General features: G+C 47.5%; 18 protein-coding genes. 9 read left to right on the forward strand and 9 right to left on the reverse strand.

The features are described 5' to 3' along the window. Positions 1 to 76: 76 nt before the first annotated feature. Complete coding sequence (locus ACAN54_RS12040; RefSeq protein WP_379154608.1) at positions 77 to 1,363, reverse strand: ammonium transporter; 1,287 nt, start codon at positions 1,361 to 1,363, stop codon at positions 77 to 79. 2 nt (positions 1,364 to 1,365) lie between these two features. After that, complete coding sequence (locus ACAN54_RS12045; protein WP_379154611.1) at positions 1,366 to 1,773, reverse strand: hypothetical protein; 408 nt, start codon at positions 1,771 to 1,773, stop codon at positions 1,366 to 1,368. A 184-nt stretch (positions 1,774 to 1,957) separates the two neighbouring features. Here ACAN54_RS12045 and ACAN54_RS12050 point away from each other — a divergent pair, with 184 nt between their 5' ends. Next, positions 1,958 to 2,143 (forward strand): hypothetical protein, encoded by a 186-nt coding sequence (locus ACAN54_RS12050; protein WP_379154614.1) that lies wholly within the window; start codon positions 1,958 to 1,960, stop codon positions 2,141 to 2,143. Positions 2,144 to 2,225: 82 nt separating this feature from the next. Here ACAN54_RS12050 and ACAN54_RS12055 read toward each other — a convergent pair whose 3' ends face one another. Beyond that, entirely contained in the window at positions 2,226 to 3,722 is a 1,497-nt protein-coding gene (locus tag ACAN54_RS12055) for an NAD(P)H-binding protein (RefSeq protein ID WP_379154617.1), read from the reverse strand. Positions 3,723 to 3,861: 139 nt separating this feature from the next. On the opposite strand from ACAN54_RS12055, the gene msrA reads away from it, so the two are divergent. Both msrA and ACAN54_RS12065 read left to right on the forward strand, forming a co-directional pair. Further along, the gene (gene msrA, locus ACAN54_RS12060; protein WP_379154620.1) at positions 3,862 to 4,824 is read left to right on the forward strand and encodes a peptide-methionine (S)-S-oxide reductase MsrA; all 963 of its coding nucleotides are present in this window, start codon (positions 3,862 to 3,864) and stop codon (positions 4,822 to 4,824) included. Between the two features lie 54 nt (positions 4,825 to 4,878). Further along, entirely contained in the window at positions 4,879 to 5,475 is a 597-nt protein-coding gene (locus tag ACAN54_RS12065) for a Crp/Fnr family transcriptional regulator (protein ID WP_379154622.1), read from the forward strand. Here the strand turns inward: ACAN54_RS12065 and ACAN54_RS12070 are convergent. After that, positions 5,432 to 6,139, reverse strand: coding sequence for a DUF4386 domain-containing protein (locus tag ACAN54_RS12070; protein ID WP_379154625.1), 708 nt, complete (start codon positions 6,137 to 6,139; stop codon positions 5,432 to 5,434). The genes ACAN54_RS12065 and ACAN54_RS12070 overlap by 44 nt on opposite strands. A 95-nt stretch (positions 6,140 to 6,234) precedes the next feature. Beyond that, positions 6,235 to 7,602, reverse strand: coding sequence for an MFS transporter (locus ACAN54_RS12075; protein ID WP_379154628.1), 1,368 nt, complete (start codon positions 7,600 to 7,602; stop codon positions 6,235 to 6,237). A gap of 156 nt (positions 7,603 to 7,758) precedes the next feature. Between ACAN54_RS12075 and ACAN54_RS12080 the strand changes: the two genes are divergently transcribed. The 4 genes from ACAN54_RS12080 (at position 7,759) to ACAN54_RS12095 (ending at position 12,281) form a co-directional block, all read left to right on the forward strand. Then, positions 7,759 to 8,790: a LacI family DNA-binding transcriptional regulator gene (locus tag ACAN54_RS12080; protein ID WP_379154632.1), complete on the forward strand. Its 1,032-nt coding sequence runs from the start codon at positions 7,759 to 7,761 to the stop codon at positions 8,788 to 8,790. Between the two features lie 306 nt (positions 8,791 to 9,096). Further along, complete coding sequence (locus ACAN54_RS12085) at positions 9,097 to 9,687, forward strand: YdeI/OmpD-associated family protein (protein WP_379154635.1); 591 nt, start codon at positions 9,097 to 9,099, stop codon at positions 9,685 to 9,687. Between the two features lie 127 nt (positions 9,688 to 9,814). Then, positions 9,815 to 10,390, forward strand: a complete 576-nt coding sequence (locus tag ACAN54_RS12090; protein WP_379154638.1) for a dihydrofolate reductase family protein — start codon at positions 9,815 to 9,817, stop codon at positions 10,388 to 10,390. Positions 10,391 to 10,721: 331 nt separating this feature from the next. After that, entirely contained in the window at positions 10,722 to 12,281 is a 1,560-nt protein-coding gene (locus tag ACAN54_RS12095; protein WP_379154641.1) for a histidine kinase N-terminal 7TM domain-containing diguanylate cyclase, read from the forward strand. 256 nt (positions 12,282 to 12,537) lie between these two features. Here the strand turns inward: ACAN54_RS12095 and ACAN54_RS12100 are convergent, their stop codons facing one another. Next, a complete protein-coding gene (locus ACAN54_RS12100; RefSeq protein WP_379155852.1) occupies positions 12,538 to 13,443 on the reverse strand; it encodes an AraC family transcriptional regulator N-terminal domain-containing protein in 906 nt (301 codons plus the stop codon). Positions 13,444 to 13,628: 185 nt separating this feature from the next. Between ACAN54_RS12100 and ACAN54_RS12105 the strand changes: the two genes are divergently transcribed. Beyond that, positions 13,629 to 14,366 carry an SDR family oxidoreductase gene (locus tag ACAN54_RS12105; RefSeq protein ID WP_379154644.1) on the forward strand — a complete coding sequence of 246 codons (738 nt, stop codon included), beginning with the start codon at positions 13,629 to 13,631 and terminating at the stop codon, positions 14,364 to 14,366. Between the two features lie 213 nt (positions 14,367 to 14,579). Here the strand turns inward: ACAN54_RS12105 and ACAN54_RS12110 are convergent, their stop codons facing one another. The 3 genes from ACAN54_RS12110 to ACAN54_RS12120 form a co-directional block, all read right to left on the reverse strand. Further along, on the reverse strand, positions 14,580 to 15,407 hold the full coding sequence (locus tag ACAN54_RS12110; protein ID WP_379154647.1) for a CPBP family intramembrane glutamic endopeptidase: 828 nt from the start codon (positions 15,405 to 15,407) through the stop codon (positions 14,580 to 14,582). Between the two features lie 88 nt (positions 15,408 to 15,495). Continuing rightward, on the reverse strand, positions 15,496 to 16,149 hold the full coding sequence (locus ACAN54_RS12115; protein WP_379154650.1) for a response regulator transcription factor: 654 nt from the start codon (positions 16,147 to 16,149) through the stop codon (positions 15,496 to 15,498). Beyond that, the gene (locus ACAN54_RS12120) at positions 16,136 to 17,311 is read right to left on the reverse strand and encodes a sensor histidine kinase (RefSeq protein ID WP_379154653.1); all 1,176 of its coding nucleotides are present in this window, start codon (positions 17,309 to 17,311) and stop codon (positions 16,136 to 16,138) included. The genes ACAN54_RS12115 and ACAN54_RS12120 overlap by 14 nt, the downstream gene beginning before the upstream one ends. A 144-nt stretch (positions 17,312 to 17,455) precedes the next feature. On the opposite strand from ACAN54_RS12120, the gene ACAN54_RS12125 reads away from it, so the two are divergent. Beyond that, positions 17,456 to 17,872: a MerR family transcriptional regulator gene (locus ACAN54_RS12125; RefSeq protein WP_379154655.1), complete on the forward strand. Its 417-nt coding sequence runs from the start codon at positions 17,456 to 17,458 to the stop codon at positions 17,870 to 17,872. Positions 17,873 to 17,883: the final 11 nt, after the last annotated feature.

Below are 17,883 nucleotides of genomic sequence, written 5' to 3' on the forward strand. Positions count from 1 at the left end.
AAGCCGCCGGTAATTCCGGCGGCTTTTCCCTGGATAGGCATCCCCGGTAAGGGATGGGAGCTATTTACTATCAGGCTTAATGCAGGGATTTATCATCTTCAGCCAGGTAATGATCTTCAAGCTCAATAAATTCAGCAGAACGATGTACGGCGATCATGCCGTGATAACTGATATCGAGACCGATGTCTTCCTCTTCTTCGCTGGAGCGGACATGGACCAGCTTTCCGATCAGCTTCAGACCACACCAGGTAGTTGCGAAACCCCAGGCGGCTAATGTAACCAGTCCAAGGACCTGTACCCCTAGCTGATGCCAGCCGCCGCCATAGAGCAGTCCACCATCTGTGGCGAACAAACCTACAGCTATGGTCCCCCAAGCACCGGATACGGCATGCACCGGAAAGGCACCCACCGGGTCATCTATGCGGCGGGCTTCCAGCCAGTTGGTGGCTGCCATCATGAGCAGACCGGAGACGGCGCCGATCAGGATAGCCGCACCGTCACTGACAAACGCACAGCCGGCAGTAATACCGACCAGACCGGCGAGGGAGCCGTTAATTACGGATGGTGCATCTGAACGCTGGTAACGGAATAAAGTATAGATCAGTGTGATTCCGCCGCCTGCTGCTGCAGATAGCATGGTAGTGATAGCGATATGTCCGATCCGGACATCGGTAGCACTTAAGGTACTTCCTGCGTTAAAGCCGAACCAGCCGAACCAGAGCAGGAAAGCTCCGACTGAAGCTAACGGCAGATTGCTGGGCAGGGCAACCGTACTGTTCCCGGCCTGATTGAACTTTCCTTTTCTAGGGCCGATTACGATTGCTGCCGCCAGTGCCGAGAATCCTCCAAGAGCATGAATGACAGCCGAACCTGCGAAGTCCTGCAGGCCCATCTGGCTAAGCCAGCCGCCGCCCCAGGCCCAGTGCCCCCCGAGGGGATAGATCAGGCCGGTCATTAAAATAACGTACAGCAGATAAGCACGGAAGTTGATCCGTTCGGCAACCGCACCCGACACGATGGAGATGACAGCGATGGTGAATGCCGCCTGGAACAGCCAGAAGGTGTCGAGCGAGATGGTGAAATGGAGATTGGAGAGATCCCCGCGAAGCATAAATCCGCTCGTGCCTACCAAACCGCCGGCGTCTTTGCCGTACATGAGCCCAAATCCGAAAATATAAAATATCAGCGTTCCTATGGTGATATCGGCAAACACTTTCATGATGATGTTCACACTATTCTTATACCTTACAAAACCGGCTTCTAGCAGGGCGAAACCACCCTCCATCAGCAAAATCATAGCGGCGCTCAATACGACCCAAATCGTATCCACTCCTCCGCCAAGCTGCTCCAGCGTCACATTCATTTCTATAGTGCCTCCATGCCCCTAATGATTTTGATTTCACGTATAATCTCTGGTGACAGCGGAATCTCTTCCGTAGTTGGATGATTATCTAGAAGGAGTAAGACCTGATTCAATTCTTGAATGCTTCTTTTAATGCTGTCAATTCGTTTAAACCGGTCTTTTACATGAACGATATACTCAACGGCGGTATGATGGCTGGCAGGGTGTCCTGCAAACCATTTGCGGATAGGGGAGAGCGATTGGTACATCGCCTCTTCTGCCCGCCTTTTTTGCTCATACTTATTGATTTTATCCTTAATCCCCTCGATTTCTCCTTCTTTCTTGATCTTGAGACGTTCGATGAGGTGTTTTATTTCCTCTGCAGATAGACGATAAACAACCGTTTGGTATACTTCATCCACAATTATCATGTCAGATCTCCTTACATGAAAAGTCATAGACTGATTATAGGTACAATAGATTTACAAGTCAATAGGTTCTTGCATGAAATGGCATGACAAATCAGTGATAGGCTGTACGGGGATGGCAAGACCCACTATTATATAAAGTACGAGAAGAACAATCCGTAACAAGATATCTGAAAGGATGACGGGAATGACCTATTCACAGATATTGCACAGCTCAGGGAATGCCTCTGATATTCTCTATCTGGAACAGCAGATTGCAGCTGCCAAGCAAGCGATCAAACGGTCCGAAGCTACGGGGGATAAGGAAACGTTGGATGAAGCGAAGAACAAGCTCGTTGAACTGGAAGCCGAACTGGATGAGCTTGTGGACTAGATAGGAGAAGATGGTGCCAATCTTTTTTACCTGCAAAAATAGCCGTACTGTGAGGTCTTAGGACCTGCAGTGCGGCTTTTGCTTAGGATGGTGCGGACATTCGCTTCAAATGCCTCCGAAATGCATACATGACCCATAAATGCACTTTGGCTTGCGTATATTTGTACAGAAACCAGGGCAAGGAGGGCAAATAATCGTGAATAGCGATAATACATTCCTGGGAACCGGGAAGCTGGAGGAATTCCAGCCTTCCATCATGGGTATCTCCTTTTTTGGTAAAAGCCCCGCCCGATATGCGGTAAACCGTGCTCTCCTTATGGCTCCGCTCGGGCAGATAGGTTAATTCCAGGATCGGATTCCGGCTGACCCGTGTAGTGACCCGGTAAATATTGCTGCCATCATGATTGATACGGATGAACCATCCGAGCGCGTGTCCCAGCCACTCCAGATAGTAGCGTCCAGCCCATTCGGCATTTTTGCCGGGTGGAAGGATTACGCGCTGTATGGATCGCACATCCGAGAGGCGCTGCTTCTTAGGGGAGGGGGTCGCAGGCGATTTGCCGTTACTCCTCTTATCGACTGTTGAATGGTCCTTAGTCTTCGATTTGCGGGCTGCTGTATCTTTAGCCTCCGCCTCAAGAGCTGTATGCGCAGCCTCCCGGAAGGGTATCCGGCCATCGCTGATGCCAGGGACCTCGCGGCTTGGATTCGCGACCATCCGGTGGGCGAGGCTCTCAATTAACGGATAAGCCATCTCTTTGGGTGCACCGGTAATCAGTGTGACCCACAGGCGGGACAGGTTAATGGTCAGAAGCGGGATGTCGATTAATTTTCTCTTCTTATGCATGACCTCTGCCGTCTGGATCATCATTTCTTTGTAGGTCATGTAGTCAGGCCCGCCCACATCAATGACCCGGTTGTACAACTCCGCCCTCCCGATGCTTGCTGTCAAGGCCCGCAGGACATCAGACAGTGCAATGGGGTGGGTCTTGGTACGAGTCCATTCCGGCAGTGCCATGACCGGCAGGCGTCGGACCAGCTTGGCCAGAATCGGGAAGGATGAACCTTGCGGCCCTACAATCAGACCGGCGCGGATCGTTGTGACAGGTACGCCGTAGGAGCCCAGCACCCGCTCCACCTCCACCCGGCTGCGAAGATGGCGGGACAGTTGATCCTCTGGCTTGTTGTCCGGGATGATGCCGCTGAGATAGATGATCTGCCGGATGCCATTCTTGCTGGCAGCACGGGCGAAATTATCGGCAAGTATGGCGTCCATGTCAGCGAAGTGCGCCTGTGTCAGCTTCGCAGTCGGCATCATGGAGTGGACCAGATAGATGGCATAGTCTGCGCCTTCCAAGGCTTTTTCCGCAGAGGATATGGAGAACAGCTCACAGGAACGCCATTCTACATGACTGCTGTTCTCCTTCTGGTCTCCGTGTCTTGACAGCGCAATGACATCATATTCCCTAGTCAGTTGCTCCAGTAGGTTATGTCCGATATATCCGCTTGCTCCGGTAAGGGCAATTCTTAGCCGCTGTGTATTAGTTGTATCTATATCTGCGTTTCCTGTAGCATTCATTGTTGTAATCCTCCTGGTGATAAAGAGTACCCTGCCTAAAGTATAAGCTGTCCTTTCCAGTACCCTTTTCCGCTGAAGTTCAACCGTTCCTTAGATAATCGTATATAATAAGGGAAATTCGCGAAAGAAGGTGCGCTGCTTGGACGAAAAGAACAGAATGGAGCTTGCCACCTTTGCGGGCGGCTGTTTTTGGTGTATGGTTAAGCCCTTTGACGAGCTGCCGGGCATCATCTCGCTGGTCTCCGGGTATACGGGCGGCCACACTGTCAATCCGACGTATGAGGAAGTGGGTACGGAAACGACGGGACATGTGGAGGCTGTGCAGATTACATTTGAACCGGAGATCTTCCCGTATAAGCGTCTGTTAGACATCTACTGGCAGCTAATTGATCCCACAGATCAGGGCGGACAATTCATGGACCGGGGCTATTCCTACCGGACGGTAATCTTTGTGCATAGTGAAGAGCAAAGGAAGAAGGCGGAGGCATCCAAAGCGGCGCTTCAGGCAAGTAAAAGGTTCAATAAGCCGATAGTGACGGAGATTCTCCCTGCCGCTCCATTTTACACTGCTGAAGCCCTGCATCAGAATTATTATAAAACCCATCCTTTGGATTATAAGCTCTATCTGAAGGGCTCGGGACGGGATGAATTCCTGGAGCAGCACTGGAACAGCCGTGAGGATCAAAAGCACCTGAAGAGCCGGCTGACCCGGCTGCAATATGAGGTCACGCAGCATAAGGCGACAGAGCCGCCGTATGAGAATGAGTATTGGAACGAATTCCGTGACGGTGTGTATGTGGATGTGATCAGCGGCGACCCGCTGTTCAGCTCGGCAGACAAATATGATTCCTCCACCGGCTGGCCCAGCTTCAGAGGGCCGATTGCCGAAGGGCTGATCCGGCGTGAAGCGGACTACAGCGGGGGTGAGGTACGGACTGCACTGCGCAGCAGGCTGAGCGGAGCCTATCTGGGTCATTTGTACTTCGATGGACCGGAGCCGGCGAAGCAGCACTACCGGATCAATTCGGCTGCACTACGGTTCATCTTGAAGGAAGAGCTGGAGGCGAATGGGCTGGGGCGGTATTTGGAGCTGTTTAAGTAATCACAGTAATTAACGTCTGGATGATTAGGGATAAGACGTGGGGAGGGCTGGAATATGAAGCATCTTTTACTCCAATATATGAACCGGCTGACCTCTTTAAGCAATGAAGAGCAGCATGCCATTCTGGACGAAATTCTTGTCGAAGAATACAGCAAGGGAACCGTTCTGCTAAGGCAGGGGGAGGTTCCCGGCTATTGCTATTTTGTCCTGAAGGGATGCGTGCGGCAGCATGCGGTTGATGTTATGGGCCGGGATATCACCTCTAACTTCTATACAGAGGAGCAGGCGATCTCCATTTTCAATGCGCATAAGGCGGATAAATCGTCGGAGTATACCCTGACCTGTCTGGAGGATTGTGTGCTGGTCGTCGGTCCGCTGGATATAGAGAAGGCGATGTACACCAAACATACACAGCTGGAGACCATGACCCGCCAAATGATTGAGGAAAGCTTTGGTCAGATGCAGGAGGAATTCTCCGCGTTTATTGCCTCTTCTCCTGAAGACCGTCTGAAGGCGCTCGTTCATAAAAGACCCGCTCTGATCAGCCGCGTCCCCCAGCATCAGCTGGCGAGCTATCTCGGAATGACGCCGGAGTCACTGAGCCGGATCAAGAAGCGGCTTCAACGTGAACCCGCGGAGCCGGGACTCTGAACAGCAGCCATAGGCCAAGACCCAGCTCCCCCGTCGTCATCGGCAGCATAAATACCCATTTGACTACTTTTATAAATTCTTCATACTCAGGAACAAGTAGGCTACTCATATGAAGCACGATATAACCCGCCCCAGCCAGCAGCAACAGAATACTAATAAGCTTCGGGATATTCCCTGATATAAAGGCCAGTAAGCCCACGATGAGCAAATGCATTCCGAACAGAATCAAGCCGATCGACCACACCACTTCAAAAGCCTGAAGAAAAAGCAACATCTCCCCCTGTAGCTCCTGTAGTGTAAAGCCGGCCAGTACCTGGCCCCTGCTGTCAGTAAGAAGGGAGACGACAACCAGGCTGGAGACCGCAACCCCTAGTATCGCGGTATAAGAAAGGCGCAGCCAGGCACCCAACAGGGACAGTGCCTGCTGCATAGGTTTCAGAACCGTATATAACGCCCATGCGGCTACGACATCACAGGCGATAATCAGTACCCACCCCAGAATTTCCGCTCTGAATAGCAGGGGAGAAGATTGCAGGTTGCCGAAGGTAACGGCTGGATCTCCCTCCACCATAAGACTTCCATGAATATATCCATACGAAAATGCGGCGGCCACCGCCATCACAATAAGGGATATTCCCCCCGTTCGCGCTACTGCTGCAGACATTAACATTCCCCCTCTCATACATTCTGCTTCCATTGTACTAAGGGGGTAAGACGGGAGCATTGACTTAAGTCAAGAGAGTTCACCATGCATAATCATCAAGGAACGTTGAGATCGCCTTCATTCGACCGCCCTGCGGGCGTGGTACCAACGTTGCCATGTGACCGCGTCTGTTGTTCTGCTTGAACGGATGTCAGATTGTAATCGATACGGCACAATACAGAGACCAACAGAGTTATTAAGGGCAAGCATCCGGCAATAAGGTAGATCCACCGGATACCGATGGTATCGGAGACCATTCCCCAGACCGCCGCGCCGGTCCCGATCCCAATATCAAGCGCCAGGTAGAACATGGCGCTTGCCTGCCCCCTGCGATGGGGTTCTGCGCTCAGTACAGCCAGGGCATTGAGTTGAGGCATCAACAGTCCATTGGCAAATCCGAAAACCGCGGCCGCACACAGAATCGCCCATAGGGTGGGGCATAGACTAATGATCATGATAGAGAAGCCAAGCGCGAGTAAGCTGCAGCGGATCACCATAACCGCCCCCCATTGCTTAGAAAGATGGCTGACCACTACACTGGATGCGGCCAAGCCAGCTGCTTGCACCAAGAAAAAAAGGCCAATGCCGGGGATACCGGCAGTTCTGGAGTAGGTTGGCAAGAAAACAGTAACAGCGCTCGTCGCGATGGTTATCGATAGCATGGTGAGCACAGGAGAACAAGCCTTCCTTACGATAAATGAGTTCCATATGGAGTATTTAACGGGTGTCGGGGTAGCCATCGGCTCCGACTCTGGCTTGTTTCGGTGATCGGCTATTTTGGGGGGACGGCTTCGCTCGGAATGAACGGCTAGGCCAATCAACAAGGCAATACAACTAAGCCCCGATGTTACGCTGAAGAGCGTCATGTAGGTGGAATGTTCGATGAGGTAAAGAGTCATGGACGGAGCTAGGGCAATGGACAGGGTGCCGAACATACCGTAATATGCCAGCCCTTGTGTCATATGCTTCTCTGGCAGGATATCGGTAATCATGGCGCTGGTTGAGGTAGAACCGGCCGAAAATGATGCTCCGTGAATGATACGAAAAACAAGCAGAAGCGGAATCACGGTAATGAAACCGTAAGCCAATGTGGAGAGGGCATATAGAAACAGTCCCATGATCAGGATCGGCTTCCTTCCCCGTTGATCCAACAACGCTCCGACGAACGGACGACAGACCATAGCAGCAATCGTGAAGACAGTCATGGATAGCCCCGCCAGTGTAATGCTTGCCCCGAGATGCTGGAAATAGAGAGGCATGGATATGGTCTGAACTTGGGTGCAGATACGCGTAAGTGTCATGACAGTGGTGACTAGTACGAAGTCTGTGGTCCACAGTGAGGGCGAGTTAGAAATGACTGCTTTATTTTTCATTTTCTGGTCTCCACGGTTGATAAGTGCACTATTGCAATTTCGTTTTAGCAAGCATTATTAAGGTATCATTGGGTAGTCTTATTTGTCAAACCTCAAAGGAAGCTCCAACCCGTGAAATGAAGTATGGAATAGGTGAAAGCTGCGATCTCTGATACACTAGTAAGGAATATATGGATAGTCGTAATCAATAAGAACAGGGTGAAATCAATGTCCACCATTAAAGAGATAGCCGAGAAAACAAACTTATCTGTTGGAACTGTATCCCTGGTATTGAATGGCCGTGGAGATGAGATGAGAATCTCAAAAAAAACCCAGGAAAGAGTAATTGAGGCAGCGAAGGGATATGGGTATTTACCCAATGTGGCTGCCCGTCGCCTGCGGCAGTCCGGCAACAAGAATATTCCGATCATTGCCGCATTCTGGCCGAACGACCTGTCTGCTGACATGCTTGGACGTTTCTTCATGGGAGCGCAGGGCGTTATGATGCAAGAGGAGAACGAGTTCGAGATGACGATCCATCCCTATCGGCGTTCTCAGATCCATAAGATGAGGAGCAGGTGCGACACCGGGCTGTTCAACGGAGTAATCTTGACGGGGATTTCTCAAGAGGATCAAGATTATTTGGAACAAAATCCATTAGGCTTGCCCACGGTCATTTTCAACCGGGAGAGTAGTGTCTATGCCAACGTCCATGTCGATAACTTCGAAATCGGGCGAAAGACCGCCGAACTGTTCGCAATCCGGGGACACAAACATGTGGGTATTATCATGCCCGATTATATGGAAAAGACCAAAAACAGCCAGCGCCAAACGGGATTCATCGAGTCCTGCCCACGGTATGGATTAACATTGAGTGAGGCGCATATCCAGAGTGCCCCCATGACCATGGAGGGAGGGAATGACGCGGCCCTGCGAATGCTTGCGGGGGAGGGTGAACCTCCAACGGCTGTATTTTTCCCAATCAGTCTTATGGCGGTCGCGGCGTTATCGGTCTTTCATGGAGCGGGTATCAAGATTCCGGACCAAATGGAGATCATGACATACGGCGACCACGAGATCGAACGATACACAGTGCCGTCCTTATCCACAATGAAGCTGCCGGTGGAGGAGATGGCTCGTGTATCCATTAATCTGATCTTGGAGGCCATACGAGGAACGACAGATCACAATTCTTCGGTCGTGTTTGAGACCCCGTTCATCTTTCGGCAATCCTGCGGAGGATATACAAATGAACTGTAGCGACGCCTGTCAGTTGTGCTGAATGGCACATAAGGGTTGCTAAAAAATCACAACTGCCAAGTTAATAGAATAGTAACAGCAGGTCAGCAGGTCTCATGAACGAGATCTGCTGTTTTTTTTAACAGTGCAAGGTATCTTGGCTCTAACCACACAAGTTAATTACATCGCTCGGCTTCTTGATTCAATTCGGCTAACTCTCACGAGCACGATCAAAAAAGGGGCATTCATTCCAATAACACTGGTCGGAAATCACTGACTGCCATTGTCAGCTATTATTGTGTACACTTGAATCAGGAGGCGACTCATATGGTGAAAAAATCGAGTGACTTGCCGGTTATGTCCTTTGCCGATCCACTGTCTTTTGAGAGCTGGCTCGACGATAATTATACTTCACCCGGCATCCGATTACAGATTGCGAAAAAAAATTCCGGCGTCGTTACGATTTCATACAATGAAGCGCTCGAGGTTGCCTTATGCTACGGATGGGTTGACAGTCAGAAAGAAGCGTTAGATGAGAAAACATGGCTGCAGCGGTTCACTCCGCGCGGGGCCAAGAGCATCTGGTCGAAAGTCAATAAAGAAAAAGCGCAACAGCTGATTACAAACGGACGAATGAAGACTTCCGGATATAAGGCAATTGAAGAGGCCCAAAAGAACGGGAACTGGGATAAAGCCTACGAATCTCAAAGCATCGCCTCGCTGCCCGAGGACTTCGCGATCGAGTTGGAGCGCAATGCCAAGGCCAAGGCGTTCTATGATACGCTCGACAGACAAAATAAATACGCAATCGTATTTCGAATTCACAATGCCAAAAAAACAGAAACCCGAGAGAAGCGGATCCGGCAGTTCATCCAGATGCTTGAGAAAGGCGAAAAGATTCATCCTTCCTCCCCTTAACATACGCAACTCAGCTACGGAAGGTCAGAATATATTAGCAATCCATAAGAAACATCAAAATTGAAATATACTAAAATGTAGTTAATGTATAATCTAGATATCCCTCAATAACAAAGGAGAGCTGAAAATGAGAAAACTCGTTCTATTTCTGCACGCATCGCTTGACGGTTTTGTAGAAGGGCCAAACGGTGAAATGGATATTGGCTGGGTTTCCTACGATGCTGATTTGGAGAAACACGCGAAAGACATTCTGAGTACTGCTGACACTGTCATTTGGGGACGTGGGACTTATCAGATGATGCACAATTACTGGCCCTCTGTGCCTTCGAACCCATCAGCTTCGCAGCATGAACGGAATCATGCCGAGTGGATCGAAGAGACCGCCAAAATCGTTTTTTCCACCACGCTGGAGAAAGTCGAATGGAACAATTCCAGACTGGTGAAAGAAGGTATCGAGGAAGAGATCCAGAACCTCAAACAGCAGCCAGGCAAGGATATGGTCATCCTTGGCAGTCCCAGGTTAGCACACTATCTTATGCAGCTTAATTTAATAGATGAGTATAAAATTACGGTTTCTCCCGTCCTGATCGGCAGCGGGTTACCGTTATTCCAAGGTCTTAAGGATAAGATCAATCTTACACTTTTGGAAAACAAGACATTTGATTCTGGAGCCATAGGTCTCGTATACCAGACGGTAAGATGACCGTTGTCTCCTGAAGTAGACGCTCCCTCAAATGATAGGTCAATAGTTTAAGATCAATCACGGTGAACCGTACCATAAGTAGGGCGAAATTTAATGAACAGTTTGAGCCAAAAGCGTTTATAACTAAGGCGGAAATAACAGTTAATGTCAAGCTCCTTACAAAGATCGGTATAAACGAAACAGTAATCATAGCATTTATGCTTCGCGAAATATGTTGCTACTGTCATGAGTGTCATGCTAAGTTAAAAACAATCTATTTCATGAAGTAATAATCATATGTTGATATTATTAACATAAATATATATATACTGTATGAAAGTAGGCATGACTATTGGATTCGAGGCTGGCAGCTTATATAACATTAGTTTGTACTTCGGCTGTTCTGAATTTGTCTATACTTGTCTATACTTATAGGAGAAGACATTATTTTACAAATATCGCTAATTTGTTCATGTGGAATACATTAGCTTCAATGATTTATTGCTTTGGTTATGCCTTTAGCTTAACATCGACTTCGTTAGAACAACTTAGATTTTGGAATATTGTACAGTATACAGGGATGCCATTTTTCCCTCCGTTAGGATTATTGTTTGTCATGCAATATTTGGGTTATGAAATAACGAGAAAAAGAATAATCGCTTTACTTACAATGCCTTGTTTTACTTTTCTCATCAATGTAACAAATGAATTCCATCATTCTTACTATAGAATATATGATATCCATTCGGTACTTGGGGCTCCATATAGTGAGATTGAATATGGGGCATGGTTTGCTGTACATAATATTTACATTTTCAGCTGTATGTTAGCTGCGCTCTTATTGCTACTTTCACGCTGGAAGGAAACAGTTAGTGTATATCGATCTCAGTTATTTGCCCTCATCTGCGGTCAATTGCTTCCAATAGTAACTGCATTTTTATTATTCATAGGAGTGACACCCGATGGTATCGATCCTGTACCAATGGTTATTTGGATTTCTTCTGTTTTGTACCTATGGTCTATCACTTCCTCTCGAATGTTATCAATTATGCCAGTTGCGAAGGAAACGATCTTTAATAGTATGAACGATGGTGTAATTGTGCTTAATGATACCTATCAATTAATCGAATATAATCAAGCTTGTAAAAATATGTTTAGTGAATTGGACCGTTCAACGTTAGGGCAGCCATTTGATCAAGTTTGGTATATGCTAACGGATCAATCATTCCCTGTTCCATTAGATACGATATCAGACAAATTGAATGTTACAATTCATCAAGCTAATTATATTTATCAGCTACGTATTTCTATGCTTCAACAATCAAATAACAACTCTGGCTTACTAATTATATTTACGGATATAACAGAGCTACATACATTACAACAAAAGTTAGAGCGTCAAGCCTATTGTGATGATCTTACACAAATATACAATCGGCGTGCCTTTTTCCAGAAAAGTGAGCAAAGCTTAATGAAAGCAAAGGGTGAATTGTCATCCTTTGTGATTATTCTATTTGATATTGATCATTTTAAAAAAGTCAACGACACTCATGGGCATCAAACCGGAGATCAAATGCTAGTACATGTGGCTCAAATATGTAAGGCTGAGATGGGAGAACATATACTATTTGCTAGATATGGTGGTGAAGAATTTGTACTCGCTTTACCTGGTTATAAACTAGGGGAAGGGGAAAATTTCGCTAATCACCTTAGATTTTGCATTGAACAGAAGCCTCTAGTTGAAAACGAGAAATTGGTAACGGTTACCTCCAGTTTTGGAGTATCCGTAACGACTGGAGCTGTGGAGGAAACAATCTATCAACTTCTTCAAAAAGCGGATGAAGCACTTTATGCTGCCAAAAGAGCTGGTCGAAATCAAGTGCGGGTTTTTACTGAAAACTTGGTAGATTGAGAGCAAAATGCCTATCATTGAAGCTTTGGATGATTGAGGTGCCCCCAATGCGGCGCATGTACGGTAATGAGTAAAATGGAGATGAGAAATGGCGAGGGGCACCATTTTTAGTGAAAAAAACCGGAAGAAAATCAAGAAGATAACCTTCTGTTTTTTTCTCTAGTTGGTTTACCATCTAATGAAACACGGAGAACCGTATCACAAGTGACGAATGTTTTTTGAAGAATCGAATATTTTACATGAGCCTGTAAAATTCTTAGGTCGAATCGCGAAACTCTTGAATATCCCGCGTCGGTGGTCGGCCGTACATGCGGGCATATTCACGGCTGAATTGGGACGGGCTTTCGTAGCCGACACGGAACGCCGCATCAGAGGCTTGAAGGGATTCCGTCAGCATTAACCGTCGAGCTTCTTGTAAACGCATCGTTTTCTGGTATTGCAAAGGGCTCATCGCGGTGACGCGCTTGAAATGCTTATGAAACGCCGATATGCTCATATTCACGGATTCTGCGAGGTGGCCTATAGGCAGTTGGCGGTCATAATGACGGTTGATGAATCGGATTGCTTGAGCGATGTTATAGGAATGGCTACCGCTTGTCGCAAATTGATAAAGGAGTGCCCCTTGTTCGTCCTGAAGCAATCGATATATAACTTCCCTGATAATAAGCGGCGCAAGAATTGGAATATCCTCAGGCGTATCGAGCAGTTGCATGAGCCGCATGATGACTTCCAGTAAAGCAGGAGAAGTTTGATTCACGGTTATGCCTCGGCCGGTTTCCGTTCCTGCGGAAGCCGGCCGAGGCACTTTTTCTACGATCTCCAGGATGAAGGCTGCGTCGAAGCTCAGTTTTATACTTAAGTAGGGAATCTCAGCGGATGCCTCGACTATTCTGCCCAGTATCGGCAATTCGACGGAAGTGACTAAGTATGTTGAAGAATCGTACCGGTAGGTTTCACCAGCCAGCGTGGCCGTCTTAGCACCTTGCGCCACGATGCAAATGGATGGTTGGTAGACGGATTCCAGCGGTTCCGACAATTGGGTGGCATGCATCACGGATAAATTTGGAACCGCCGTCTGATAAGTTCCCGCATTTGGAGCATGGCGGCGAATTAAGATTGCCAATTGCTGCAAGGCATGTTCCATGCAAAGCGACTCGTCCATGGTCAATGTAGGCCTTCCTTTCTAAAAAGGTAAATTTTCACTTTATTATAGGGAGACGGAAGAGAATTAGGCAAGGATCGAACAGGAATGGTCTAACGGCATGCTAAGATTACATACTATAATGAAATTGCAAAACCTAGCAAATAGTGGCTGAATTCAGAGCTTGATAAAGGAGAGGAACGGAAATGAGTTTGCATGGAAAAGTCGCGATTGTCACCGGGGCGTCACGGGGCATCGGTCGCCAAGTGGCCATCCAATTAGCGCGATCCGGAGCGAAGGTTGCTGTCAATTATTCCTCGAACCGGGGCAAAGCGGACGAGGTGGTAAAGTCGATTGAGCAATTAGGCGGCCAAGCGGTATCAATCCAAGCCGACGTGAGCAAGGTGAACGAAATTGAAGTGTTGTTTTCGGAAACGCTAGAACGCTTTGGGCGTGTGGACATATTGGTCAATAATGCTGGCATCATGGAAAATCATGCGATTGCTGATATTACGGAGGAGACTTTTGATCGGCATTTCGCGCTCAATGTGAAAGGGACCCTTTTTGCTTGCCAACAAGCGATGAAGCATATGATGCAAGGCGGAACCATCATTAACTTCTCATCGTCCGTCTCTGGTGCTATGCTTCCAACATACAGCGTATATGCTGCAACGAAAGGAGCGATTGAGCAGTTAACACGTCAATTGGCCAAGGAATTCGGTCCCAAGGACATTGTCATCAATTGCATCGCACCCGGGCAAGTGGCAACCGATATGTTCTTGGACGGCAAATCACCGGAGTTGGTCGATTCGTTCCGTCGAATGAACTCGTTCGGACGGCTCGGCGAACCGGAGGACATTGCGAATGTTCTCGAGTTGCTCGTCAGCAACAAAGCCCGTTGGATAACGGGACAAACGATACGCGTAAACGGCGGGTTTAATTGAATATGGTGGAGGGTTGGGAGCGGCGAACGGACAAGGGGAGTAGCATTGGCGGTTCGCCTCTGATGGGATAAAGTTCCCCACAGCATGCTGTGGGGAACTTTATTTACGTTATACTATTTATCCAAAAGGCTAATTCAGTTTAGATTCGCGAGTTCATGAGCTGGACAAACTTTTGCAAGATCCAACTTTCCATCCTAATCTGAGAGAAACAAATCATGGCCGTTTCCGTGTAGCGCCGATCAGCATCGGAATGGCAATCACAAGTCCTAGGATCACCGTAACAATGGAGCCCTCCAGGCCAAAATCCCCTCCCGTGAGCAATGCTGCGCCGTTTGCCTTCACAGTAAACAACCCGGCCGCAGGGAGTCCGGACACAGGAATGCCAAGCGAACCTTCAAGTGCATTCCAAGAAAAATGCAGCCCCATGGCGAACCACAAATTACGGCGCCACAAGAATGCAGCTCCGAGCAGAACCCCTGCTTCTAGGGTAATGGCAAGTGCGCTCCATAGTGTTGCTCCTGGATTGCCAAGATGGAAGGCTCCAAAGGTAAGCGAAGTTATCGCGAGTGCAATCCAGCTGCCCCCTAATTTCTGTATAGCTTGAAACATCAATCCACGAAACACCAGTTCCTCGACAATGGCTGCGCTCAGCGCCGTTTCAATCGACGTCATGAGAATAGAACCCGGATCTGCAGCAGCCGCCCAATGAAAGGTGTAGCCGCCGAGTATAACAATAATAAGCGTGGATACTACGATAAAAATCGCTCCGGTGATTACGCCTCGGATAGCTTCCAACCCTGCGTGCTGCCCGGATAGCTCTGGGATGGGCCGCAGAGCCACGTATTTCATAATAAGCTTATACACCAGGATGGCTACTAAACCCATCAGGAGTGTTAAGAATAGGGAACCGGCCCCGTCTACTCGCTCGGTCAGCACAAGGAATAACCCCTGTACAAGAATAATAGCGATCGCACCCACAAGCATCCAGGTTATTGGAAAGCGAAGCAACCGCTCTATGTTGCGGGACCTTTTTTTCTTCATGTCTTTCATCAGCTCCTATAACGTTTGGTAGTTATGAGTTTATACTGAAAAAGTCATAAAGACACAGTGCGCTTTGGTCATGACATGGTTACTTGTGATCCAGTATGCCCGAATCTCGGGCTATGCGGGCAGCTTCTCGCCTTCCCTTGACTTGAAGCTTCGAATAAATCGTTGAGATGTAATTCTTCACTGTCCCTTCACTAAGAAAAAGCGCTTCAGCAATATCTTGATTACGCAGGCCGGAAGCCAGCTTATGCAGCACTTCAAGTTCACGGGCGCTGAGCCCGTATTCATTACTTTTTAAGGCGGAGGAATTGTTCATGCTCATGCTTTTAATCATTTTGCCCGCCATCTCTTGGGTAATTAAGGTGCCTCCCGCATGAACCACGCGTATACCTGCAGCCAAATCCTTGGGATGGATAGCCTTGAGCAGATAACCTTCTGCGCCATGACTTAAAGCCGCAAGCACATACTCTACTTCCTTATAAGAGGTCAGCATAATAATCTTGATGTCAGGAAATCGCTTCTTAATCAGGGCAGTTGCAGCTACGCCGTCCATGACAGGCATGTTGATATCCATCAGCACAATGTCGGGATGATACTGCTCACAGCCATGAATGGCTTCCTCCCCGTTTTTTGCCAACGCAGCTATTTCGATATCTTCCTCCATGGACAGCACGATATGTAAGCTTTCCAGGATCAATTCTTGATCATCAGCAATCAGCACCTTAATGTTCGACATGCAGCAGTACTCCCTTCAGCGGAATTTCACATCTGACTTCGGTAATCGCCTCAGCTTCCTCCTTAGAATCCACGGACAAGCTGCCTCCCAATCGCTCAATTCGATGCTTCATCGTGGTCAATCCGAAGCCATAATCCATTTTTTTAATCGGTATGCCGTTATTTCGAACAATTAACCGCAGCCTGCTCACGGAAAACTCCAGCTCCAAATACAATTGAGATGCCCTTCCATGTTTTAGCGCATTCGTAAAAGCTTCCTGAATGATACGTATGACCGCTTGCCGCACTTCAAAATGCACTCTAGGCTCTGTCCCCAGCAGATTGACGGTTATTACAGTTCCCGTGTGCTCTTGGAAACGGAGGACGAGGTTCTCTACCTGCTGTGTAATACTCGCCCCCTCTTCTTCTCCCATTTCATGCACAATGTTTCGCATGTCGTCCAGATTTTGTTCAGCGAGTGCCCTTAAGCGGATTAAACGGCCTTTAACCTCTTCAGGCTTCCGATCCAGAAGGGCAATTGAAGCATCAAGGCTCATAATAAGCGAGATAAAGGAGTGCCCCAATGTATCATGAAGCTCCTTCGACATACGGTTGCGCTCTTCCTGAAGCGTCATTGTCTCTATTTCCGCAGAGTAGAGGGTTAGCAGCTTATTTTGCCGCTCCACTTCTAGTGCCAGTTTATTCTTCTCTTCATATGCTTTGGCTACGGAGCTCGCCCATATGCCGATAAAGCAGAACAGCAAATTGTCTGATGCGAAGCTAAACGCCTGCTCCCAAGGCAAATGCAAGTAAGTCTGCGATAAAAAAGGAATGAAAGCCAGCACAGGAATAACCCAGATCGTCTTCTTCGTCATTAAGTATCCCATGATAAGACTGAGCAGCAAATAGTCCGCCCTTGAAGTCAGATCCGGATGGATGGAAGAATTTACATAATACGAACCGCCCAGCAACAGCTCCAGTATACAGAACCAAGTCCTGTTATTTCTAAGCCCAGGGAACCAGAACAGCATAGGGACGACAAGCGCTAGAATCAGCCAAAGGATATTCACTACCGTTAGGAACGAAAATTCACTTTCTTGCAATAGACGGGACGCTAGCAAAATATAGTGATACGATCGAAGTGCAAATAGGCCCCAATCCATAAAAGATAATATTTTTTTCATATCGTCATCCCACTTTTCCAGTGAAAATAAATCAGCATCAGTGCTTCCAGTGTATCAATCAATTATAAGGGGAAAATAGGCCGAATGAATAGTTGACCTTGGAGTTTACTCCAATGTTATGATTTTACTGAAGGGAGGGCTAAAGTGAAAATCAAGGATTTTGCGACCAAGTATCAGATTCAACCGGATACCATTCGTTATTATGAGAAAGAGAACTTATTGAATCCAATAAGGCGAGAAAATGGTTATCGGGAATTTGATGAAGAATGTGAAAAACAGATACGGCTTATCATCGTATTAAAGCAATTAGGTTTTACAATAAAGGAAATTCAACAATTACTTCTATTACGAGACAACAAATCTATATCATCAGAATGTAAGGATACAACAGTACTGTTATTCGATCAAAAAATCATGAAACTTGAGGAGAAAATCCGGTTTTATCAACAGGGATTGAAAGTCGTGCAGACCATTAAAGAACGTGCGAGTGAGGTGAAGTATTTAGAGAATATAGAAGATATTGAAAAACTCATGCTTGGTTTATTTCAAAAAGATCTATAAGGAGAGAGATA

The organism is Paenibacillus diazotrophicus, from assembly GCF_042610465.1.

Bases quoted from the DNA above. Each gene is read 5' to 3' on its own strand.
- ACAN54_RS12040 (WP_379154608.1), bottom strand. From the start codon at position 1,363: ATGAATGTGACGCTGGAGCAGCTTGGCGGAGGAGTGGATACGATTTGG.
- ACAN54_RS12045 (WP_379154611.1), bottom strand. From the start codon at position 1,773: ATGATAATTGTGGATGAAGTATACCAAACGGTTGTTTATCGTCTATCT.
- ACAN54_RS12050 (WP_379154614.1), top strand. From the start codon at position 1,958: ATGACCTATTCACAGATATTGCACAGCTCAGGGAATGCCTCTGATATT.
- ACAN54_RS12055 (WP_379154617.1), bottom strand. From the start codon at position 3,722: ATGAATGCTACAGGAAACGCAGATATAGATACAACTAATACACAGCGG.
- ACAN54_RS12065 (WP_379154622.1), top strand. From the start codon at position 4,879: ATGAAGCATCTTTTACTCCAATATATGAACCGGCTGACCTCTTTAAGC.
- ACAN54_RS12070 (WP_379154625.1), bottom strand. From the start codon at position 6,139: ATGTCTGCAGCAGTAGCGCGAACGGGGGGAATATCCCTTATTGTGATG.
- ACAN54_RS12080 (WP_379154632.1), top strand. From the start codon at position 7,759: ATGTCCACCATTAAAGAGATAGCCGAGAAAACAAACTTATCTGTTGGA.
- ACAN54_RS12085 (WP_379154635.1), top strand. From the start codon at position 9,097: ATGGTGAAAAAATCGAGTGACTTGCCGGTTATGTCCTTTGCCGATCCA.
- ACAN54_RS12090 (WP_379154638.1), top strand. From the start codon at position 9,815: ATGAGAAAACTCGTTCTATTTCTGCACGCATCGCTTGACGGTTTTGTA.
- ACAN54_RS12100 (WP_379155852.1), bottom strand. From the start codon at position 13,443: ATGGACGAGTCGCTTTGCATGGAACATGCCTTGCAGCAATTGGCAATC.
- ACAN54_RS12105 (WP_379154644.1), top strand. From the start codon at position 13,629: ATGAGTTTGCATGGAAAAGTCGCGATTGTCACCGGGGCGTCACGGGGC.
- ACAN54_RS12110 (WP_379154647.1), bottom strand. From the start codon at position 15,407: ATGAAGAAAAAAAGGTCCCGCAACATAGAGCGGTTGCTTCGCTTTCCA.
- ACAN54_RS12115 (WP_379154650.1), bottom strand. From the start codon at position 16,149: ATGTCGAACATTAAGGTGCTGATTGCTGATGATCAAGAATTGATCCTG.
- ACAN54_RS12120 (WP_379154653.1), bottom strand. From the start codon at position 17,311: ATGAAAAAAATATTATCTTTTATGGATTGGGGCCTATTTGCACTTCGA.